Origin of the sequence: Nocardia sp. JCM 34519.1, assembly GCF_020361265.1 — a bacterium.
Classification (GTDB): Bacteria; Actinomycetota; Actinomycetes; order Mycobacteriales; family Mycobacteriaceae; genus Nocardia; species Nocardia arthritidis_A.
Genome location: NZ_JAIRBR010000002.1, coordinates 520,495 through 540,546 on the forward strand (window position 1 = coordinate 520,495; position 20,052 = coordinate 540,546).

Annotated in this window: 18 protein-coding genes; 10 read left to right on the plus strand and 8 right to left on the minus strand. The window is 67.8% G+C overall.

Features of this window, described 5'->3' with window-relative positions:
- The first annotated feature begins 5 nt into the window (after window positions 1-5).
- Entirely contained in the window at window positions 6-632 is a 627-nt protein-coding gene (locus LGY53_RS08660; RefSeq protein ID WP_225726095.1) for a TetR/AcrR family transcriptional regulator, read from the plus strand.
- A gap of 55 nt (window positions 633-687) precedes the next feature.
- Here LGY53_RS08660 and LGY53_RS08665 read toward each other — a convergent pair whose 3' ends face one another.
- Complete coding sequence (locus LGY53_RS08665; protein WP_225726096.1) at window positions 688-1,749, minus strand: hypothetical protein; 1,062 nt, start codon at window positions 1,747-1,749, stop codon at window positions 688-690.
- Window positions 1,750-1,888: 139 nt separating this feature from the next.
- Here LGY53_RS08665 and LGY53_RS08670 point away from each other — a divergent pair, with 139 nt between their 5' ends.
- Window positions 1,889-3,199, plus strand: coding sequence for a family 1 glycosylhydrolase (locus LGY53_RS08670; protein ID WP_225726097.1), 1,311 nt, complete (start codon window positions 1,889-1,891; stop codon window positions 3,197-3,199).
- A 69-nt stretch (window positions 3,200-3,268) separates the two neighbouring features.
- Here the strand turns inward: LGY53_RS08670 and LGY53_RS08675 are convergent, their stop codons facing one another.
- Entirely contained in the window at window positions 3,269-3,460 is a 192-nt protein-coding gene (locus LGY53_RS08675; protein ID WP_225726098.1) for a hypothetical protein, read from the minus strand.
- A gap of 191 nt (window positions 3,461-3,651) precedes the next feature.
- On the opposite strand from LGY53_RS08675, the gene LGY53_RS08680 reads away from it, so the two are divergent.
- A complete protein-coding gene (locus tag LGY53_RS08680) occupies window positions 3,652-4,431 on the plus strand; it encodes an SDR family oxidoreductase (RefSeq protein ID WP_225726099.1) in 780 nt (259 codons plus the stop codon).
- Between the two features lie 48 nt (window positions 4,432-4,479).
- Here LGY53_RS08680 and LGY53_RS08685 read toward each other — a convergent pair whose 3' ends face one another.
- The 3 genes from LGY53_RS08685 to LGY53_RS08695 all read right to left on the minus strand — a co-directional run bounded on the left by LGY53_RS08685 (window position 4,480) and on the right by LGY53_RS08695 (window position 9,445).
- Window positions 4,480-6,498: a glycosyltransferase family 39 protein gene (locus LGY53_RS08685; protein WP_225726100.1), complete on the minus strand. Its 2,019-nt coding sequence runs from the start codon at window positions 6,496-6,498 to the stop codon at window positions 4,480-4,482.
- The gene (locus tag LGY53_RS08690) at window positions 6,495-7,757 is read right to left on the minus strand and encodes a bifunctional glycosyltransferase family 2/GtrA family protein (RefSeq protein ID WP_225726101.1); all 1,263 of its coding nucleotides are present in this window, start codon (window positions 7,755-7,757) and stop codon (window positions 6,495-6,497) included. The genes LGY53_RS08685 and LGY53_RS08690 overlap by 4 nt, the downstream gene beginning before the upstream one ends.
- 176 nt (window positions 7,758-7,933) lie before the next feature.
- A complete protein-coding gene (locus tag LGY53_RS08695; protein ID WP_225726102.1) occupies window positions 7,934-9,445 on the minus strand; it encodes an MFS transporter in 1,512 nt (503 codons plus the stop codon).
- A gap of 105 nt (window positions 9,446-9,550) precedes the next feature.
- Here LGY53_RS08695 and LGY53_RS08700 point away from each other — a divergent pair, with 105 nt between their 5' ends.
- Window positions 9,551-10,573, plus strand: coding sequence for an Lrp/AsnC family transcriptional regulator (locus tag LGY53_RS08700; RefSeq protein WP_225726103.1), 1,023 nt, complete (start codon window positions 9,551-9,553; stop codon window positions 10,571-10,573).
- 10 nt (window positions 10,574-10,583) lie between these two features.
- Here LGY53_RS08700 and LGY53_RS08705 read toward each other — a convergent pair whose 3' ends face one another.
- Complete coding sequence (locus tag LGY53_RS08705) at window positions 10,584-12,146, minus strand: NAD(P)/FAD-dependent oxidoreductase (protein ID WP_225726104.1); 1,563 nt, start codon at window positions 12,144-12,146, stop codon at window positions 10,584-10,586.
- A gap of 201 nt (window positions 12,147-12,347) precedes the next feature.
- Between LGY53_RS08705 and LGY53_RS08710 the strand changes: the two genes are divergently transcribed.
- Window positions 12,348-13,073, plus strand: a complete 726-nt coding sequence (locus LGY53_RS08710) for a TetR/AcrR family transcriptional regulator (protein ID WP_167479893.1) — start codon at window positions 12,348-12,350, stop codon at window positions 13,071-13,073.
- Between the two features lie 121 nt (window positions 13,074-13,194).
- Here LGY53_RS08710 and thiD read toward each other — a convergent pair whose 3' ends face one another.
- Complete coding sequence (thiD, locus tag LGY53_RS08715) at window positions 13,195-14,040, minus strand: bifunctional hydroxymethylpyrimidine kinase/phosphomethylpyrimidine kinase (protein ID WP_225726105.1); 846 nt, start codon at window positions 14,038-14,040, stop codon at window positions 13,195-13,197.
- Window positions 14,041-14,109: 69 nt separating this feature from the next.
- Window positions 14,110-14,907, minus strand: coding sequence for a DUF4352 domain-containing protein (locus LGY53_RS08720; RefSeq protein WP_225726106.1), 798 nt, complete (start codon window positions 14,905-14,907; stop codon window positions 14,110-14,112).
- Here LGY53_RS08720 and LGY53_RS08725 point away from each other — a divergent pair.
- From LGY53_RS08725 to LGY53_RS08745, 5 genes are read left to right on the plus strand one after another with little or no spacing between them, the layout of a single operon-like run.
- Window positions 14,876-16,015: an LLM class flavin-dependent oxidoreductase gene (locus tag LGY53_RS08725; protein ID WP_225726107.1), complete on the plus strand. Its 1,140-nt coding sequence runs from the start codon at window positions 14,876-14,878 to the stop codon at window positions 16,013-16,015. The two genes, LGY53_RS08720 and LGY53_RS08725, sit on opposite strands and share 32 nt — an antisense overlap.
- A 4-nt stretch (window positions 16,016-16,019) precedes the next feature.
- Window positions 16,020-16,868 (plus strand): ABC transporter permease, encoded by an 849-nt coding sequence (locus LGY53_RS08730; protein WP_225726108.1) that lies wholly within the window; start codon window positions 16,020-16,022, stop codon window positions 16,866-16,868.
- Entirely contained in the window at window positions 16,865-17,899 is a 1,035-nt protein-coding gene (locus LGY53_RS08735; protein WP_225726109.1) for a glycine betaine ABC transporter substrate-binding protein, read from the plus strand. The genes LGY53_RS08730 and LGY53_RS08735 overlap by 4 nt, the downstream gene beginning before the upstream one ends.
- On the plus strand, window positions 17,886-18,713 hold the full coding sequence (locus tag LGY53_RS08740; RefSeq protein ID WP_225726110.1) for an ABC transporter ATP-binding protein: 828 nt from the start codon (window positions 17,886-17,888) through the stop codon (window positions 18,711-18,713). Before LGY53_RS08735 ends, LGY53_RS08740 begins: the two co-directional genes overlap by 14 nt.
- 42 nt (window positions 18,714-18,755) lie before the next feature.
- Window positions 18,756-19,904 (plus strand): GTP-binding protein, encoded by a 1,149-nt coding sequence (locus tag LGY53_RS08745; RefSeq protein WP_225726111.1) that lies wholly within the window; start codon window positions 18,756-18,758, stop codon window positions 19,902-19,904.
- Window positions 19,905-20,052: the final 148 nt, after the last annotated feature.

The following is a 20,052-nucleotide window of genomic DNA, read 5'->3' on the forward strand; positions in this document are numbered from 1 at the left end:
CCGTCATGGCGACACCCCACGAACCCAAGCAGGACCGCAGCCGGGCAACCCGGCAGCGTCTGCTGGAGGCGACCATCGACTGCCTGGCCGAAATGGGCTGGGCGGCGGCGACGGTCGCGGTGGTCGCCGAGCGGGCCGGGGTTTCGCGCGGTGCGGCGCAGCATCACTTTCCGACGAGGGAGGATCTGATCACCGCCGCGCTGGAGTACATGTTCGACACCAGGACGGCCCAGGCGAAGGAGGAGGCCGCGGCGGTCAATGCCAGCGCGGACGGCGTCGCGCGCACGGAGGCGGTGGTGGCCGGGCTGGTCGAGTCGTACACCAGCCCGCTGTTCAAGGCGGCGCTGCAGGTGTGGACGCACGCCGCCGCCGATCCGGTGCTGCGCGAGCGAATCGTGCCGCTGGAGGCCAAGTTCGGCCGCATCTCGCACCGCCGAGCGGTGGAGGCGCTCGGCGTCGACGACCGGGATCCGGTGACCCACCATCTGGTGCAGGCGACGCTCGATATGGCCCGCGGGCTGGGTCTTGCCGATGTGCTCACCGACGACTCGACCCGCCGCAAGGACATCGTCCAGCAGTGGGCCGCGACATTGCACGCCGCGCTCAACACCTCGAATCGGCGGGACGGCTGAAGCACAGCATCGCGCAGCGATTCGATGAGGGGTGGTGGCCGGGTGACGGGTGGGCCTAGTACGCGCCGACACCGGTCGGCGGGCCCACATGCGCGAACCACCGGGCGGTTTCGGCGGCATCGAGCACCTCGGTCAGCGTCAGTTCACCCAGCATGTTGGGGAAGAACCGCCCGGCGGGCCAGTGATGCGGATAGGGCGCGGGATCGAGTACGAGCACCCGCATGCCATCGGTCAGCGGGATATCGGCGGGCGTGCCCTCGTTCCAGACGCGGTTGCCGTCGGGGGAGTACATGAGGAACGACCCGATGGTCGGCACCATGCCCTCGGCATCCAGGCACGCCGCGACCGCCTCGGCGGACGGTGCGTATTCGCCGGTGACGTGTCCGCCGTTGATCAGCGCATCGGCCACCAGGGTGTGCAGCTGGAAGTTGTCGCCCATACCGGATATCCGCATGCGGTATCCGGTGCCGGTCGCGCGGTGCAGCACTATGAGCGGTTCATCGTCCAACACCTGTAGCGCGTAGGCCGTGCACTTATCCCATTCGCCGCCGGCCTCGGCCAGCGCGTTGTTCCGGTCCAGCAGCGATTCCCGGATCGATGGTCCGCAGAGTTTACGCACCGCGGCGTGCGAGAGCATGGTGTGGGCGGCCCGCCGCCACTGCGGGAGCGTCCACCAATACAGCGACGGGGCGGTCATGCCCAGCTCGGCGAGGACCGACTCGGGATCTTCGAACGGATCTCGCTTGGGATCCGGCAGTTCCACTTCGGACACTTCCTCATCGGATTCCGCGGTCCGCCACATCTCGGCGAATGTGCGTGCCCCGTCGAGTGCCTTGGCCAGGTTGCCGAGCACCCTCGGTGCGCAGGCCACCGGATCCGCGCCCTCTTCGACGCACGCACCGACCAGCACCGCGATATGTCCGCGCATGGTTTCGGGGACGGTATCCAGTACGGCGGCGAGCCGCGGCCCGCCCTCGGCCCGGGTCGCCGGGCTCGCCTCGTGATACGAGTCGATCAATTCCTCGTGTGCCCGCTGCTTTTCGGATGGGCCGAATGTCGTCATCGCCCGCCCGTATTCGGCGATGGCGTCCAGAAAGCGGTCTTGCCCCAAACTCATTCAGGGCACGCTATCGACCGGTCGGGCCGTCGTCCAGACACGTGATCATGGGGCAAATCCGCATGTCGCGCCGGGATTCAGCTATCTCGCAGCTATGCTGGCGCAACCAGTGCGGCCGAATGCTCAGGACGGGAGTTCGATGCGGATTCGTCGACGCGATCTGCTCGCGCTCGCCGCCGCTGCCGCATTGCCGATGCCGGGTATCGCCCGCGCCGTCCCGCCGACTCCGCCGGCCGCACCGCTCGGCAAGGACTTCCTGTGGGGCGTCGCCGCATCCGGATTCCAGACCGAAGGCCATGCGCCGGACAGCAACTGGACCCGCTACATCGCCTCCGGCGCTGCCGACGACTACCGCGACTCCGTCGACTTCATGACGCGGTACCGGGCCGATATCGATCTGGCGGCCCGGCTCGGCGTGCAGGTGTATCGGATCAGCGTGGAATGGGCACGCGTACAACCACATCCGGTGGACTGGGACGAGGCGGCCTTCCGGTTCTACGACGAGGTGATCGCCGCCATCGTCGCGGCCGGGATGCGGCCGATGCTCACCCTCGACCACTGGGTGTATCCGGGCTGGGCCTGGGACCGCGGCGGCTGGCGCAATCAGGGCATGGTCGAGGACTGGTTGGTGAACGCGCGAAAGGTGGTGAACCGCTACGCCGCTCGCGATCCGCTGTGGGTCACCTTCAATGAACCCGTCGCCTACATCGGCACCGAACTGCGCATCGGCGGCATTTCCGGAAATGAGGCGCCCGCGATGCTCGACCGAATCGCGCAGGCGCACAACGAAATCTACGACACCATCCACAGCAACCAGCCCGCCGCCATGGTGACGAGCAATATCGGCTACGTGGCCGGGGCCGAGACGCAGGTGAATCAGCCGCTGGTAGACCGGATTTCGGCGAAGCTCGACTTCATCGGCGTCGACTACTACTTCGCGCCGCAATCCGAATCCGATCACGCGGTACAGGGCGGTGTCGCCGGTGTGCCGATGTGGGAGCTGCCGTTGCAGCCGCAGGGGATCTACTACGCGCTGCGGCATTACGCGCACCTGTTTCCCGGCCGCCCGCTGTACGTGGTGGAGAACGGGATGCCCACCGAGAACGGAAAGCCGCGCGCCGACGGCTACACCCGCTCGGATCATCTGCGCGACACCGTGTACTGGCTACAGCGGGCGGTCGCGGAGGGGATGCACGTCATCGGCTACAACTACTGGAGCCTCACCGACAACTACGAATGGGGCAGTTACGCCCCGCGATTCGGGCTGTACACGGTGGATGTGCTGAACGACCCGGCCCTGGCCAGAAATCCCACCGACGCCGTCGCCGCCTACGCTCGCCTGATTCACGACGGCGGCGTGCCCGCCGATTACCGCCCGGTCCGCCCGTCGCTCGACTGTGCCGGGCTGGATTCCGCCGACATCTGCGCCGAGACGCTGCCGCAGCCGTGAAAGGCTATCGGAGGCAGCCCGCTTCACCGGGCGGCGACCCGAATGCCGGTCCGGCGCAGCGGTATCGAATCAGGAGGCTTGGCGGCCGGTGTGGGCGCCCGCGGCGGTCTTCCACGTCGCCACGGTCGAACTCAAACGTTCGATCCGCTTGACATCCAGACTGCCGCGCCAGGTTTCGAGAAAGTCGCCGACGAACTCCGCACGCGCCGACTCCGGCAACGACTCCATCCACGGGAAGACGAGCTTCAGGCGATCGTTCATTCTCGCGAGCATGACACCGCTCGCGTGACACGTCAAATCCCGGTCCCGCGTGTCGATTCCGTTCCGTGATATCCCGCCGTATACGGGTTGAGCTGCATATTCATGGGATGTCACACACGCGGTACTCACGTCGTCGTCTTGATGAGCGCGGCACACCGGCCGCAACGCGATAACTGCGAGGAGTGGGAATCATGGCCGATAACAACAAGATTGCGGTGGCGGGCGCGACCGGGCGGCTCGGCAGGCATGTGGTCGACGTGCTGCGCGAGCGCGGATTCGATGTGGTGCCCTTCTCCCGGAGCAACGGGGTCGACATCGAGTCCGGCGCGGGCCTGGACGAGGCTCTTACCGGGGTGCGCGTTGTGATCGATGCCTCCAGCACACCGTCCCCGGACAAGGACATCGCCACCGAATTCTTCACCGCCGCCGCGGGTAATCTGCACGCCGCGGGGCAGCGGGCGGGCGTCGAGTCGATCGTCGCCGTATCCATCATCGGAATCGACGGCACCGTCGGCGGTTACAACGCCGCCAAACTGGCGCACGAACGGGCACTGCTGGAAGGCCCGCTGCCGGTTCGGATCCTGCGCGCGGCACAATTCCACGAATTGGTCGAATTGATGCTCCGGTGGGGCACACAGGGCGATGTGGCGTACCTGCCCAAGCAGCGGACCCAATTGGTCGCGGCGCGCACCGTCGCCGAGGCGCTGGTGGATCTCGCGACGGGCCCGGCGCCGACGACGCCGGACGGCGTATTCCCCGAAATCGCCGGTCCCCAGGTGGAAACCATGGCCGGAGCGGCGGCGCTGCTCGCGGCCGAGCTCGGCGCGCCCGCCGAGGTGCGCGAAGTGAGCGACGAAAACAACCCGGACCGCGCGGTGTACGAGGACGGCGGGTTGCTGCCCGGTCCGCACGCGGTGCTCGCCGGACCGACCTTCGCGGAATGGCTTAAGGCCACCTATTCGGCCGAGTGAAAGCCCGCACCGGCGCAATTCCCGCGCCGGTGCGGACTTTCCGGATAACTATTTGGTGACGGTCAGATCGTAAAGCGTGACGCCGTCCACCGTCGCCGCGGTGAAATGCTGTTCTACCCACTGCGAGATCGCCCGACTGGTCGACGAACCGCCGAAGCCGAAATCGAATCCCTCCGGGCCGCCGCGATTGCCGCTGGCGATGTAGTAGTGGATCTTTCCCTGCGCCACATACTGTTCGAATTGCTCCAGCGTCGGCGAGGGATCGCTGCCGTTGAAGCCGCCGATCGGCATCACCGGCAGTCGAGTCGCCAGCTGGAAGCCCGCCGCGCTGTTCGAGCCGGTGGTCGCCGCGACCCAGGTGTACGCGCCGCCGTTCTGTTCCAACAGCCGCACCACCTGATCGCTCGGTTTGCCTGCCTCGAGCAGGTTGCCCATCATGGCGCCCGCATCGGGGCGCATCATCGCGCCGGGACCGCCGGGCATCGGCTGTCCGCCACGCGGATTGGGACCGTGCTGCATACCGCCGGGTCCGGCGAAAGCGCCGGGCCTGCCGAACATTTCGCCGTTCATCCACGGCATCCGGCCGAACCGCTGCACATTCGGTCCCGCGCTGGGAATGGCGCCCGCGTGCGCGGTGGCGATGGTATCGACGGCGTATGCGACCGGCCCGCCCAATCCGGCGAAGGCGACCGCGAACGCCGAGACGATCGCCACCTTGCGCGGCGCGGGCAGCAGTACGGCGAGCGTGGCGAGCACCCCGACGACCAGCACGGCCCACCGCAGCCACGGCACGAAGGCGCTGCTGCGGCTCAACAGCATCCAGGCGGTGGCCGTGGTCAGCGCCACCGCGAGCGCGATCGTCAGCCGGACCCACAGCCGCTCGCGTCCCCGCCAGAGCAGCACCGCACCGGCGCCGGTGAGCGCGGCGACCGCGGGCGCGAGTGCCACGGTGTAGTACTGGTGGAAGATGCCCGCCATGAAGCTGAACGTCAGGCCGGTCACCAAACCCCAACCGCCCCAGAGGATCAGCGCGGCACGCCGCCGATCTGTGCGGGATGCCCTGCCGCACAACACCATTCCGGCCACCAGCGCCACCAGCGCGGCCGGGATGAACCAGGCGATCTGCCCACCCTGCGCCGGTTCGAACAGCCTGCCGATGCCGGGACTGCCCCACATACCGCCGCCGCGCATCGGCATATCGCCGCCGCCCGGAACGACGCTGCCGCGCTCGTTGCCGTTCAGGCGGCCGAGCCCGTTGTAGCCGAGGGTGAGTTCCAGGATCGAATTATGTTGTGAGCCACCGATCCACGGTCGGGACGAGGTTGGCCACAGTTCGACGGCGAGCAGCCACCAACCGGCCGCGGCCACCAGCGCCGCGCCCGCGGCGAACAGCTGCGCCACGCGCTTGCCGAGCTTCGGCGGCCCCGCGATCAGGTAGGTGAGCGCCAGCCCCGGCACCACCAGCAGCACCTGCAATTGCTTTGTCAGAAAACCGAATCCGACGAAGACGCCGGTGAGCACCAGCCAGCGCCAGCGTCCGTCCTCGACCGCGCGCCCCATCGCCCATGCCGCCGCGACCATCAGGAAAACCAGCAGCGCGTCCGGGTTGTTGAACCGGAACATCAGCGCCGCAACGGGAGTCACGGCGAGGAGCAGTCCGGCCAGCAGTCCGGCCGCTGGGCCGAACGGCCGCCGCACCGTCGCCCACAGCAGCGCGACCGTCGCGACGCCGAGCAGCACCTCCGGCACCAGGATGCTCCAGCTGTTCAGCCCGAACGCCCGCACCGAGAGCTCCATCAGCCACAGCGACGCCGGCGGCTTGTCGACGGTGATCGAGTTGCCCGCATCGGAGGATCCGAAGAAGAACGCCTTCCAGGACACCGAACCGGCCTGCACCGCAGCGGAATAGAACGAGTTGGCCCAGCCGTTTGCGCTCAGGTTGACCAGGTAGGCGATGCCGGTGCCGAGCAGCAGCGCGGCCAAAGCCGGTAGTTCCCAAGTGATTCGGCGTTGCGGTGCGGGTTCCGGTCCGGAGACGGTGGGCGGCGCGGCCAGCGCGGCCGTCATCGGCCGCCCTCGCGGTTCACCTCGACGATCCGCGTACGGCGGGCGCCCGCGTTACGGAAGACCCAGCGCAGGCCGACGAATCGCAGCAGTGTGGCAAGCAGATTGGCCAGCACCAGCACGAAAAGCTCGAGATGCACCTCGGCCGCGGGCGCCCAGTGATGCAGGGCGAACAGTGAGCCGCTGGTGAGCGCGAGCCCGAAGCCGAAGATGAGCAGACCCTGGAACTGATGCGACACCACATTGGCCGAGCCACGCACCCCGAAGGTGAATGCCCGATTGGCCGCGGTATTGGCGATGGCGGTGGTGAGCAGCGCTAGGAAGTTCGCCGCCTGCGCGCCGGTAAACGGTTGCAGCACAAGGTAAAGCAGCAGATACGCGAGGGTGCTCAGCACGCCGACGATGGCGAAGCGCACGAGCTGGCCCACCATCCCGAGCGGCACGCCGGGCACCAGCGGCTCGCGCCCGACCGCCCGGCGCAGCTCGTCCAACGGCAGCGCACCGGTGTAGAGCGCGCGCAGCAGCCTGCCGATGCCGAGCAGATCCTTGCGTGCGGTGTCGACGATATCGACCCGGCTGTCCGGATCGTCGATCCAGTCCACCGGCACCTCGTGGATGCGCAACCCGGCCCGCTCGGCCAGGACCAGCAGTTCGGTGTCGAAGAACCATTCGCCGTCGCGCACCAGTGGCAGCAACTGCCTGGCCACCTCGGAGCGCATCGCCTTGAAACCACATTGCGCATCCGAGAACCGCGCCTGCAGCGAGGCCTTCAGCAGCAGGTTGTAGCAGCGGGAAATGAACTCGCGCTTCGGCCCGCGCACCACCCGGGAGGAGGAGCTGAGCCGGGTGCCGGTGGCCAGGTCGGAGTGTCCGGTGATGAGCGGAGCCACCAGCGGCAGCAGCGCGTTCAGATCCGTTGACAGATCGACGTCCATATAGGCGACCACCTGCGCGTCGGAGTGTTCCCACACCGCGCGCAGCGCTCGGCCCCGCCCCTTGGCATCCAGGTGCACCACCCGCACGTTCTCGAATTCGTCGGCCAGCAGGTTCGCCACCTGGAGGGTGGCGTCGGTGCTCGCGTTGTCGGCGATGGTGATCCTGGCCGGGAATGGGAAGCCGTCCCGCAGGTACTCATGCAGCCGACGAACGCAAACTCCCAGGTCGGCCTCTTCGTTGTAGACGGGGATCACGACGTCGAGCACGGGCGTGATCACCGGTTTGGTTGATTCCGCCCGGTGCGTGGCGGTCGCGGCTTCGGTCATGGGATCAACCCTCGCGACCGACGCTGTCGCAGGGCTGGGCGCCAGCTGTGAGATTGCTGGGGGCCGCGCGCCGGGCCTGAGCTGGGAAGTCATCGTTTTGGGGATTCGATATTTCCCGGTTCTACACGGGAATTCGCCAGCCGCCCGGATGTCCGGGCGGCTGGCTGGGAGGATGCTCAGTGCGGCGCGGGCACCGGCTCGGCCGCCTTCCTCCCGGCGCGTAGCAGCGCCGCCGCCAGCCCGGCGCCGACCACCCCGACAATCCCGCTGACCAGCAGGGTGGCCTGCACACCCGCCGCGGCGGCGGTGTGCAGTGCGGTATCGAGTGCGGGCCGGTACGCGTCGGGCGCCTGGGCGAGCAGCACGCCGGACTGTCCGCCGCCGACCGCGTGCGCGACCGAGTCGGCATTCGGAACCCCGCGCGCGGCAAGGACAGTCGATGCCCTGGTGGTGAAAGCGCTGCCGAGGATGGCGATGCCCGCCGCCATGGCGAGCTGCTGCGCGGTATTCAGCGCGCCCGCCGCCATTCCGGCCTGCCGCGCCGGAACCGCCGACACCGCGGCCGAACTCAGCGTCGTCGTCGCCAGGCCGACCCCGAGTCCGACCACCACCGATCCGGGAACCAATGCGGCCCAACCGGATTCACCGCGCACCAGCGCCGCGCCGAGCAGGCCGCCGACACCGGCGATGAGCAGACCCGCGCAGATGATCCGGCCGCTGTGCTCGCCGTGCAGATAACGGCCCGCGCCACCGGATACCAGAAATGCCACCACCGAAAGCGGCAGCCCGACCAGACCCGCGCCGATCGGGCTCATGCCCAGCGTCGACTGCAACCAGATCTGGGCGTACATGATCCCGCTGAACGAGGCCAGGAACAGCGCACCGGCCGCGAGCAGCACGCCGGTGAACGAGCGGTCCCGCAGCAGCGCGAGCTCCAGCAGCGGCGTCGCGACCCGGCGTTCGACCGCGACGAAAACCGCAAGCGCGACGGCCGCGATCGCGAGCGAACACGCGGTCACCGCATTCGACCAGCCGTACTCGTTCGCGTGGATGAGCCCGTAGGTCGCCGCCGCGGCGAAGATCGCGAAGCTCACCATGCCGGGCAGATCGATTCGGCCGCGGCCCGCATCCCGGCTCGGCTGGGTGACGCCGCCCTTCAGGCACAGCACCACCACGACCACGCTGACCGGCAGGTTGACGAAGAAGATCCATCGCCATGACGCCAGATCGGTGAGAATGCCGCCGATAATCGGTCCGACGGCGGTGGAACTGCCCGCGACCGCGCCCCACAGTCCGAATGCGGTCGCTCGGTCGGACCCGGGATAAGCGCTGTTCAGCAGGGCGAGCGTGGTGCACGCCATGGCGGCGCCGCCCATGCCCTGCGTGATGCGGGCGACGATGAGCACGGTGGGATTCGGTGCGAGCCCGCAGATCAGCGATGAGATCGCGAATAGCGCGAGCCCGGCGAGATAGGTGCGCCGATGCCCGATGAGGTCGGCGATCGAGCCCGCGCCGAGCAGTAGCGCCGCGGTGGCCAGCGCGTAACCGTCCACCACCCACTGCAGCGAGCTGAGCGTGGCGTCGAGATCGTTGCGCATATCGGGTAGCGCCACGTTCACGATGGTGACGTCGATGAGCAGCATGAAGGTGCCGAGGCAGACCGTCAGCAGCGGCAGCCATTTACGCAAAGTCGTTGTCCTCTCCGGGAATTCGGATTAGCGAGCGGCGTCGAGTATCCGAATCGGGCGCGCTCGGCGTCGCCCGCGCACCGGATCGGCGTAAATTTCCGCCATATGGGCGGCCTGGCGGTGCACGAGAATTCCTTTTTGGACGCGACGGATGTGCAGATCGTGCGTCTGCTGCAGCTGGATCCGCGGGTTCCGTTCCGCCGGATCGCTACCGAGCTGGGCATTTCCGAGCAGACCGCGGCCCGCCGCTACGGACGCATGCGGCGCGACGGCCTGGTGCGGGTGATCGGCGGGGTCGACCCGCTCGCGCTCGGCGAGAACGACTGGATCATCCGGGTGCGCTGCCGCCCCGATGCCGCCCTACAGGTGGCCGAAGCGCTGGCCCGGCGCGACGATTCGGCGTGGGTGAGCATTGCCGCGGCGGGCGCGGAGGTGAATTTCTCGCTGCATCCGCGCACCCAGCAGGCCCGGGACGACCTGCTGGTCCAGCGGTTGCGGCGCAGTGCGCCGGTGCACGATATCGGCGCGTCGATGGTGCTGCACCGATTCGTCGAGGCCGATGTGAAGGATTGGCGCGGAAGACAATTCGCATCCGGTGCGGCCCGGCCCGGCGATCCGGACTACGCGGAGCCCGAACTGCGGTTGCGCGAGGAGGACCGAATCCTGTTGGAAACGCTCGCCCGCGACGGTCGCACCGGCTATTCGACCCTCGCGCACGCCACCGGCCTCACTATCGGCCGGGTGAGCCGCCGGATCGCGGCACTGCAGGCCGCGGGCATCCTCTACTTCGACCTCGATATCGCGCCTGCCGCAATGGGTTCCGGCACCGCGGCATACCTCTGGCTGCGCGTCGCGCCCGCCCGCCTCGAGCAGGTCGGCCAGGCCGTCGCCGAACATCCGGAAAGCACCTACACCGCGGCGGTCACCGGCCCGTTCAATATCTTCGCCGCGCTGGCCGCGGATCAGGCCGCCGACTTCTACCGTTACGTCACAACGAAATTGGCCGCCCTCGACGGCGTACACGACTTCGAGCTCACGCCGGTCCTGCAGCGGCTGAAGCAGGCGGGCTCGCGCACCATCGACGGCCGCCTCAGTCCGCCGCCGCCGTCGCGTCCGCGTCGTCTCTGATTCTCGAACGTCAGGCGCGAACGGTGCCGTCGGGGCGCGGATCCGCCGGAATCACTTGTGGCGGAAGCGATTCCGGCGTAACGGAGTATTCGGGCCACAGCAACTCGTACTCCGACGGCCGGACCCGCCGGGTCCGCAGCCAGTACTGCCAGGTGAATCCGGACCACAGCGTGCGGTTGTTGCCGTGTTCGTCGAGGTACCAGCTCTTGCAGCCGCCGGTATTCCACACCGAGTGCGCGAGCCCGCGCTGCAGCCCGGCGTTGAACCGGTCCTGTGCCGCGCGCCGTGGCAGCAATGCCGCCGCGCCGCGCCTGCGCACCAGCCGAATCGCCCGCACCGCGTAGTGGATCTGCGCCTCGATCATGAAGATGATCGAATTGTGCCCGAGTCCGGTATTGGGGCCGAGCAGGAAGAACATATTCGGCATATCGGCCACCGTGATGCCGCGGTGCGCCTGCACGCCCTCGCGCCGCCAGCGCTCGGCCAGGTCGACGCCGTCGCGCCCGGTGACCGACAGGTTGGTGAATGATTCGAGCACGCGGAATCCGGTGCCGTAGATGATCACGTCGGTGGGCCGGGTCACCCCGTCGGCGGTGACGATGCCGTCCGCGGTGAGGTGATCGATCCGCGCCGTCACCAGTTCGGTTTTCGGTTGTGTCAGCGCCGGATAGTAGGTGTCGGAGCCGAGCAGCCGCTTACAGCCCGCCCGGTAGTCCGGGGTGACCTTGCGGCGCAGTTCCGGGTCGGCGATTTGGCGTGCGATATGTCGTCTACCGACCCACTCGATGCCTTTGAGCAGATCCGGCCGCCAATTCATCGCGTACGCGGCGAGTTCCGCGCCCCAGTAGATGCCGTTGCGTAAGCCGAAGCGCAGACCGGGAATTCGGCGCAGCGCGCGCCGGAATCGGTCGGAGAAGACCACATCCGCGCGCGGCAGCACCCATGGCGCGGTGCGCTGGTACACGGTGAGCCCGCCGACCTCGTCGACGATCTCCGGCACCAATTGGATTGCGCTGGCGCCGGTCCCGATCACCGCGACGCGCTTACCGGTCAGGTCGACGGAGTGATCCCACCGCGCGGAGTGGAACGCCGGGCCGCGAAACTCCGCCTGCCCTGGCAATTCCGGAATGCTCGGTACGTGCAGCGCGCCGATGGCGGAGACGAGATAGCGCGCGACGTACTCCTGCCCGTCGGCGCTGAAAACCCGCCAGCACTGCCGCTTTTCATCCCATGCGCCGTGATCCATCCGCTGCCCGAACCGGATGTGGGTGCGTAGCCGGTATTTGTCCGCGACCTCGTTCAAGTAGTTCTGAATTTCGGCCTGGTCGGAGAACAGCCGCCGCCAGTCCGTGCGCGGCTCGAAGGAATACGAATACAGGTGGGTCGGAACGTCGCACGCGCAGCCGGGATAGGTGTTGTCGCGCCAGGTGCCGCCGAGGTCGCCGGCCTGCTCGACGATCAGGTAATCGGCAATGCCTGCCCGGTCCAGCGCGATCCCCATGCCGAGTCCGGAGAAGCCGCTGCCGACGATCAGCACCGTTGTCCGGATCGCCGGTGAATTCCGTGGTGCCATAGCGCATCCTCATGGACATCGATGTCCTCGCCGGGCTAAGGCCATATGTCGAAGTCCGGCCCGCCGGAACCATTGGTATCCAATACTTCTGGTTCCACCGGCACTGACCAGTGTGTTCGCCGTCCCAGACAATGTCAACCGGCCGTCTCGGTATTTAATGCACCGCCCGCGGCGCCCGCGCTCGAGTACCATGCCATGGTTATGAAGCACAGCGGCCGGAATCTGGACGAGGGGCCGCGCAAGCGCGTGGACGCGCGGACCGAGAGATGGCGCGAGCACCGGCTCAAAGTGCGCGACGAATTCGTCGACGCCGCCTTCCGGGCGCTCGACAAGTTCGGTCCCGAGGTGAGCATGGGCGATATCGCCAAGGAGGCGGGCGCCGCGAAACCCAAGCTGTACCGGCATTTCGAGGATAAGACCGACCTGTACAACGCGATCGTCGACCGGGTGCGCGACCTGCTGTGGGAGCGCATCATCGCCAGCATCGACCTAACCAACGATTCGGCGCGCGATCTGGTGCGCCGCGGCGCGACCGAATACGCGCTCGCCGTGAGCGAGCATCCGAACGTCTTCCGCTTCATGCTGCACAGCCACTTCGCCCAGCAGGCAAGCGATTCCGAGCGCGCGCTACAGTCGGCGCGCCAATCGGCCCGCCGGGCCGCCGAACTGGTCGTCCAGGTGCTCGACGACGAATCGGTCGATGTGGACAGCGTCGAACTCGTCAACTACTCGATTTTCGGCGCGGTCGCCTCGGCCACCGACTGGTGGCTCGGCGTCAACCGGACGCAGGCGCATGTGATGCCGATCGAACGTTTCGTCGCCTATCTCGCCGAGATAATCTCCGCGCTGGTGCACGCCAACTCCCGGCTCAACGGCATCACCGTCGATGCCGATTTGCCGCTGCACCTTGCCTTTTCGATGGACTAGGCCCACCCGGAACCGCGCTGTTCCGGCCGGCCGCGCCGTTGCGGCCGATGCGTCGACCCAAGTATGACCCCACCCACCGACAGGTTTCGGGCCGCGGACGACTGACCGGACCGCTCCCGCCTCAGGATTCGCGCAGCCGCCACAGCGGCGACACCGGACCGTGTCCGGCGCCGAGATCGTAGGACGCGATCAGGCTGCGCCGCGTCCACTCCTTGGCGAATTCGACCGCGGCGGGCACCGGATAGCCGTGCGCCAGCGCGCAGGCGATGGCCGCGGCCAGGGTGTCACCGCCGCCGTGGTCGTTGCGGGTGGTGATGCGCGGCGCGCTGAATTCGAGGAACCGATCGCCGTCGAACAGCAGATCGGTGCTGACCGGCGCCGAACGCAGGTGCCCGCCCTTCACGACGGCCCATTGCGCGCCGAGCCTGTGCAGCGCCTCGGCGGCCCGGCGGCCGCTGGCGTCGTCGACCACATCGATGCCGGTGATCAACCTGACCTCGTCCAGATTCGGCGTCACCACGGTGGCCAGCGGAATCAGCGTCTGCCGCACCGCGTCCAGCGCCTCGGCGTGCAGCAGCGGATCGCCGTGCATCGATGCCGCGACCGGATCGACCACCAGCGGTACGCTGCCGTCGCGCCCGATGCCGACCTCCCGGCACACCTCGGCGACCGCCTCGATGATCGCGGTGGAGGCAAGCATGCCGGTCTTGGCCGCGCCGATCCCGATATCCCCCGCCACCACGCGCACCTGATCGGCGACCACCTGGGGCGGGATCTCGTGGAATCCGCTGACGCCCAGCGAGTTCTGCACGGTCACCGCGGCCACCGCCACGCACGCGTGCACCCCGCACAGCGCCATGGTTCGACTGTCGGCCTGTATCCCGGCGCCGCCGCCGGAGTCGGTGCCCGCGATGGTGAGCACGCGCACCGGGGTCTCGCCGTCGGCTGGGAGTGGGAGCAGTTTCACAGGATCTGACCCTAATGTGCGCTGCCGGCGCAGCCGTCGCCGACTGACGGGACCGCCGCCCACGGTGGATCAGTTGAAATCGACTTTCGTTCCGAACGAAAACATCGAATCGTGTAACTCGATTCGCTTGGCCACGGTATCCGGCGCCATGTCGAACACCAGTCGGGCGGTGATTTCGGCGCCCGGCTCGATGTCGACGTAGGTGTTCGAGAAGGAGGTGGTGAAATCGGCTTCGTGCTGCCGGTTTTGCGAGTCGAACACCACTTGGTTCGACGGCGAGAACGAATGCTTGTCTTTGCTGATGTTCTTCACCCGCACCACGATGACGGTGAATACGCCCCTGGCCTGCTTGCTGATCCCGTTCTCGCTGAGCGTCTTCGCGCCCGTCTCGGTCCCGGTGACGATGTACTCGAATACGCCGTCCTGCACCGGTTTTCCGACGATCGGCTGCGCCGTCCCGGTCGGCGCGTTGGATATCGGGTTGTTCTGGCCGCCGCTGGTCCCGGCCGACGCGATCAGCGCGTGCACGGCGAAGTAACCGCCGACGATGAGGATGACGACACCGATTATTGTCGCAATCCCATTGGCGGACAGTTTTTTCCGTGCTGAATCAGGCACCACCGGAGCCAGTGTAGCGACGGCTGCCCGCAAAACAACCGGCGCGGGAAGATAATTACTCCGAACTGACGCAATTTTGTCGCGTGATCCGAAAATGACGTAAATGTGTCGCGTAATGCCCAGTGCTGGGAATATAGTTCGAGCGCCGCTGAAAGGGTTCGAATCCGGCCGATCGCATCTCTGGGCAGGGTCGCCGGAACCGGGTTGTATCGGACCAATGTCGTTGACCTTCCACTGGTTTCTGCCCACCAACGGCGACAGCCGCAATGTCGTCGGCGGCGGTCACGGTGCGAACGCCACCAGCTCCGCCGGAGATCGCCCGCCGAGCGTGCACTACCTCGGCCAGATCGCGGCCGCCGCCGAGGCCGTCGGCTTCGAGGCCGCGCTGACCCCGACCGGCGCCTGGTGCGAGGACGCATGGCTCACCACGGCGATGATCAGCCAGCGCACCGAGCGGCTGAAGTTCCTCGTCGCATTTCGGCCCGGTTTCATCTCGCCGACCCTCGGCGCGCAGATGGCGAGCACCTACCAGCGTCAGACCGGTGGACGGCTGCTGCTCAATGTGGTCACCGGCGGCGAATCCCGTGAGCAGCGCGCATACGGCGACTTCCTGGACAAGGACGCCCGCTACGAGCGCACCGGCGAATTCCTGGAGATCGTGCGGGGGCTGTGGGCGGGTGACACGGTGGACCTCACCGGCAAACATCTGCGGGTCGAGCAGGCCGCGCTGGCCCAGGTGCCGGATCCGGTGCCGCAGATCTACTTCGGCGGTTCGTCGCCGATCGCGGGCACCGTCGCGGCCAAATACTCCGACGTGTATCTCACCTGGGGTGAGCCGCCCGCGCAGGTGGCCGCCAAGATCGCCTGGATCCGGGAGCTCGCCGCGCGCGAGGGCCGCAGCGTGCGCTTCGGCATCCGGCTGCACGTGATCACCAGGGATACCTCGGCGGCCGCGTGGGGTGAGGCGCGCCAGCTGCTCGCGGGCTTCGATCCGGCCGCGGTCGCCGAGATCCAGGCGTCGCTGGCCAAGAGCGAATCCGAGGGACAGCGCCGAATGTTGGCCCTGCACAACGGAAACAGCGACGATCTGGAGATCTACCCGAACCTGTGGGCCGGCATCGGCCTGGTGCGCGGCGGCGCGGGCACGGCGCTGGTCGGCAGCCACGACGAGGTGGCCGAGCGCGTCCTGGAGTATCACGCGCTCGGCATCGACGAGTTCGTCCTCTCCGGCTACCCGCACCTCGAGGAGGCGTACTGGTTCGGCGAGGGTGTGCTGCCCCGGCTGGCCGCGCGCGGAGTGTGGCGGCATCCGGCCGCGCCGGTCGAACGCGCGCCGCTCGGTGTCGCGGCGCTCTGAATCGATGAGCTCAGCTATCGAAGAGGTCTCCGTAACCGACTCGGCGGCAGCGGAATCCGGTGCAACGGCCCGCCGCCTGGCGCGAACGCTATTGCCGCTGTTGTCCGTTGCGGTATTCCTGGTCGCCTGGCAGCTGGTCGCCGCGGCGGGTATCTGGAACGAAACCTTCGTACCGCGCCCGATTGCCGTGTGGCGGGCCGCGATTCAACTATCGACCACACACGACGGCGTCCGGGGCTATCAGGGTTATCTGCTCTGGGAGCACCTCTATATGACGCTGCGCCGGGTGTTCGGCGGCGTGGTGATCGGCATCGCCGCCGGGGTGACGCTCGGCGTCGCCATGGGCACCGTCGGCTGGCTGCGCAGCATCCTCGAGCCGTGGCTGACCTTCCTGCGCACGCTGCCGCCGCTTGCCTACTTTTTCCTGCTGGTGATCTGGCTCGGCATCGATGAGGCGCCGAAGGTGACGCTGCTGGCGCTGGCCGCGCTGCCCGCCGCCGCGATGGCGACCACCACCGCGGTGGCCGCGACGCCCGTCGGATTCGTCGAGGCGGCCAGGGCGCTGGGTGGCTCACGCGCGCAGGTGATCCGGGATGTGGTGATCCCGGCGGCCCTGCCCGAAACGCTGACCGGAATCCGGCTGGCGGTCGGCATGGCGTACTCGTCGGTGGTCGCCGCCGAACTGTTCAACGGCATGCCCGGCATCGGCGGCGTGGTGAAGGACGCCAGCAACTACAACAACACCCCCGTCGTCCTGGTCGGCATCGCGGCCATCGGCATATCCGGCCTGATCATCGACGGACTACTGCGCGCGGTCGAGGCCCGCGCCGTGCCTTGGAGAGGAAAGATATGAAGCGCATTTCGCGTTTTACCGCAGCGGTTGTCGCGGGCGCGGCGATCGTCGCCGCGGCGGGGTGCGCCATCGACCACTCCGGCGCCGACAGCAGCAAACCCACCATTCGCATTGCCTACCAGACGTTTCCGAGTGGCGACCTGATCGTGAAACACAACCGGTGGCTGGAACAGGAGCTGCCCGGTTACAACATCAAGTGGACGAAATTCGACTCCGGCGCCGACGTCAACACCGCATTCGTCGCCAAGCAACTCGACTTCGGCGCGATCGGTTCCAGCCCGGTGGCACGCGGACTTTCGGCCCCGCTCGATATTCCGTATCGGGTCGCCTTCGTGCTCGATGTGGCGGGCGACAACGAGGCGCTGGTCGCGCGCGATGGCACCGGCATCCAGTCCATCGCCGAGCTGCGCGGTAAGCGGATCGGTACCGCGTTCGCGTCTACGGCCCACTACAGCCTGCTCGCGGCGCTGGAGCGAAACGGCCTGAGCGCCAACGATGTCAAGCTGGTCGATCTACAGCCGCAGGCATCGCTGGCCGCATGGGAGCGCGGCGATATCGATGCCGTGTACACCTGGCTGCCGACGCTGGATCAGCTGCGCAAGAGCGGCAAACAGCTGATCACCAGCCGGGAACTCGCGACTGCGGGCAAACCGACGCTGGATTTGGCCGTTGTCGCAACGGATTTCGCGAATGCCCATCCGGACGTCGTCGATGTGTGGCGCAGGGTGGAGCTGCGCGCGTTGCGGACCATCCAGGACCAGCCCGACGCCGCCGCGCGGGCGGTGGCCGCCGAAATCGGCACCACGCCAGACGATGCCGCGCAGCAGCTGAAGCAGGGCGTATTCCTCACCAAGGATCAGCTCACCTCGCCGGACTGGCTGGGCACCGAGGCCGCGCCCGGTGCGATCGCGGCCAGCTTGGCCAGCGCCGCCGAATTCCTCGCGGGCCAACGGCAGATCCCGGCCGCGCCCGGCATCGCGAAGATTCGCGAATCCATCTACGTCAAGGGGCTGCCCGGTGCCCTCGACTGATGTATTACGAGATTCCACTGCGGCAGAACCTGATTCGGATCAGTCGGCCATTGCCATCGAAGGAGTCGCGCACCGGTACGGTCGCGGGGCGATCGCGCTCGGCCCGCTCGATCTCACGGTGCCGCCGGGCGAATTCCTGGTCCTGGTAGGCGCTTCCGGCTGCGGCAAGAGCACGCTGCTGCGATTGATCGCCGGATTCGACGCGCCGACCGAGGGCCGGATCACCGTCTCCGGCGTCGCGCCGGTGCCCGGCCACACCTGCGGCATGGTGTTCCAGCAGCCGCGGCTGTTCCCGTGGCGGACCGTCGGCGGCAATGTCGAGTTGGCGCTGAAATACGCTGGGGTGCCGCGTGATCGGCGGGCCGAGCGGCGCGACGAACTATTGCGGAGGGTGGGCCTGGAGGCGTTGGGCGGCCGTCGCGTCTGGGAGATCTCCGGTGGGCAACAGCAGCGGGTGGCCATCGCCCGCGCACTGGCCGCCGATGCGTCGCCCACCCACCGTCCCCGTGCGCTACTGCTCGACGAGCCGTTCGCGGCGCTGGACGCGCTCACCAGGGAGCGGCTGCAGGAGGATCTGCGTCGGGTCGGCGCGGAATCGGGGCGCACCGCCGTATTCGTCACGCACAGTGCGGACGAGGCGGCCTTCCTCGGTTCGCGGGTTGTCGTTCTGACGAAGCGGCCTGGTCGCGTCGCGCTCGATCTGCCGGTCGAGCTGCCCCGATCCGATATCGATCCGGATGAGCTGCGCGGATCGGCCGAATTCCTGGCCGTGCGACGAGAGATCGCCAAGGCGGTGAAGGCCGCCGCCGCATGACCCGACTGCGGGTGCATTAATGAAAATGGTTATCATTAGCTGGTGACCATTTCATCGCGCTCCGACCTGCTGCCCGTCACCGTGCTGTCCGGATTCCTCGGGGCCGGTAAGACCACGCTGCTCAACCACATCCTGGCCAACCGAGACGGCCGCCGCGTCGCGGTCATCGTCAACGACATGAGCGAGGTCAATATCGATGCCGCGCTCGTCGCGGGCCAGGGCTACCTGGACCGCACCGAGGAGAAGTTGGTCGAGCTGACCAACGGTTGCATCTGCTGCACCCTGCGCGCGGATCTGATCGAGGCGGTCGGCAAGCTGGCGCGGGCGGGCCGATTCGATCAGCTGGTGATCGAATCCACCGGCATCTCCGAACCGATGCCGGTGGCCGCCACCTTCGACTGGGAGTTCGAGGATGGCACCAAGCTCGGCGATATCGCCCGTCTCGACACCATGGTGACGGTGGTCGACGCCGCCACCTTCCTCGGCGAGCTCACCCGCGGCCAAGCCCTGGCCGAGCGGAATATGCAAGCGGGCGAAGGCGATTCCCGCACCATCGCGGACCTGCTGGTGGATCAGGTGGAATTCGCCGACGTGCTGCTGATCAACAAGACCGACCTGGTGAGCGAAAAGGCGGCGGGCACAGTCGAAGCCACCATCCGCAGGCTGAATCCCCGTGCCCGGGTGCTGCGTACCGTCAAGGGCGGCGTCGCACTCGACGAGGTGCTGGCCACCGGCCGCTACAACCCCGTCGCGGCCGCCGAAACCGAGGGCTGGGCCGAGGAATTGGCCGGTGGGCACACGCCGGAGACCGAGGAATACGGTATTCGCAGCATTACCTACACCGCGGAGCGGCCATTTCATCCCGAGCGGTTGGAGCGGGCGCTCGGACAGTTGCGGGGAGTGTTGCGCAGCAAGGGTTTCTGCTGGTTGGCCAACCGGTCGGCGCTGGCCGCGATATGGTCGCAGGCCGGGCCGAATCTGACCTTCGAACCGGCCGCCTGGTGGTCGTCGCTGGAGGTGCCGGCCGGACAGGAGATCGTCTTCATCGGGGTGAAGCTGGACGGCGACCGGGTGCGCGGGCTGCTGGACGCCGCGCTGCTGACGGACGCGGAATGGTCGGCGGGCCCGGATATCTGGGCCACCTATGCCGACCCTTTCCCGGCCTGGGGGGAGTTGCACGAACACGCCTGAGCACGACAGCGGTCATGGACGTGACATTTCCTGCCACGTCCATGTCGTTTGTGCGGCTGTTTATTCCGGTCCCCGCTCCCGTGACGCTCGCGGCCGACGAGCGAATCGTTGCGAGTGGCTGTAGGTTTCGCAGTGACCTGATGACGCG

Bases quoted from the DNA above. Each gene is read 5' to 3' on its own strand.
- LGY53_RS08660 (WP_225726095.1), top strand. From the start codon at position 6: ATGGCGACACCCCACGAACCCAAGCAGGACCGCAGCCGGGCAACCCGG.
- LGY53_RS08665 (WP_225726096.1), bottom strand. From the start codon at position 1,749: ATGAGTTTGGGGCAAGACCGCTTTCTGGACGCCATCGCCGAATACGGG.
- LGY53_RS08670 (WP_225726097.1), top strand. From the start codon at position 1,889: ATGCGGATTCGTCGACGCGATCTGCTCGCGCTCGCCGCCGCTGCCGCA.
- LGY53_RS08675 (WP_225726098.1), bottom strand. From the start codon at position 3,460: ATGAACGATCGCCTGAAGCTCGTCTTCCCGTGGATGGAGTCGTTGCCG.
- LGY53_RS08680 (WP_225726099.1), top strand. From the start codon at position 3,652: ATGGCCGATAACAACAAGATTGCGGTGGCGGGCGCGACCGGGCGGCTC.
- LGY53_RS08685 (WP_225726100.1), bottom strand. From the start codon at position 6,498: ATGACGGCCGCGCTGGCCGCGCCGCCCACCGTCTCCGGACCGGAACCC.
- LGY53_RS08690 (WP_225726101.1), bottom strand. From the start codon at position 7,757: ATGACCGAAGCCGCGACCGCCACGCACCGGGCGGAATCAACCAAACCG.
- LGY53_RS08700 (WP_225726103.1), top strand. From the start codon at position 9,551: ATGGGCGGCCTGGCGGTGCACGAGAATTCCTTTTTGGACGCGACGGAT.
- LGY53_RS08705 (WP_225726104.1), bottom strand. From the start codon at position 12,146: ATGGCACCACGGAATTCACCGGCGATCCGGACAACGGTGCTGATCGTC.
- LGY53_RS08710 (WP_167479893.1), top strand. From the start codon at position 12,348: ATGAAGCACAGCGGCCGGAATCTGGACGAGGGGCCGCGCAAGCGCGTG.
- LGY53_RS08725 (WP_225726107.1), top strand. From the start codon at position 14,876: ATGTCGTTGACCTTCCACTGGTTTCTGCCCACCAACGGCGACAGCCGC.
- LGY53_RS08730 (WP_225726108.1), top strand. From the start codon at position 16,020: ATGAGCTCAGCTATCGAAGAGGTCTCCGTAACCGACTCGGCGGCAGCG.
- LGY53_RS08735 (WP_225726109.1), top strand. From the start codon at position 16,865: ATGAAGCGCATTTCGCGTTTTACCGCAGCGGTTGTCGCGGGCGCGGCG.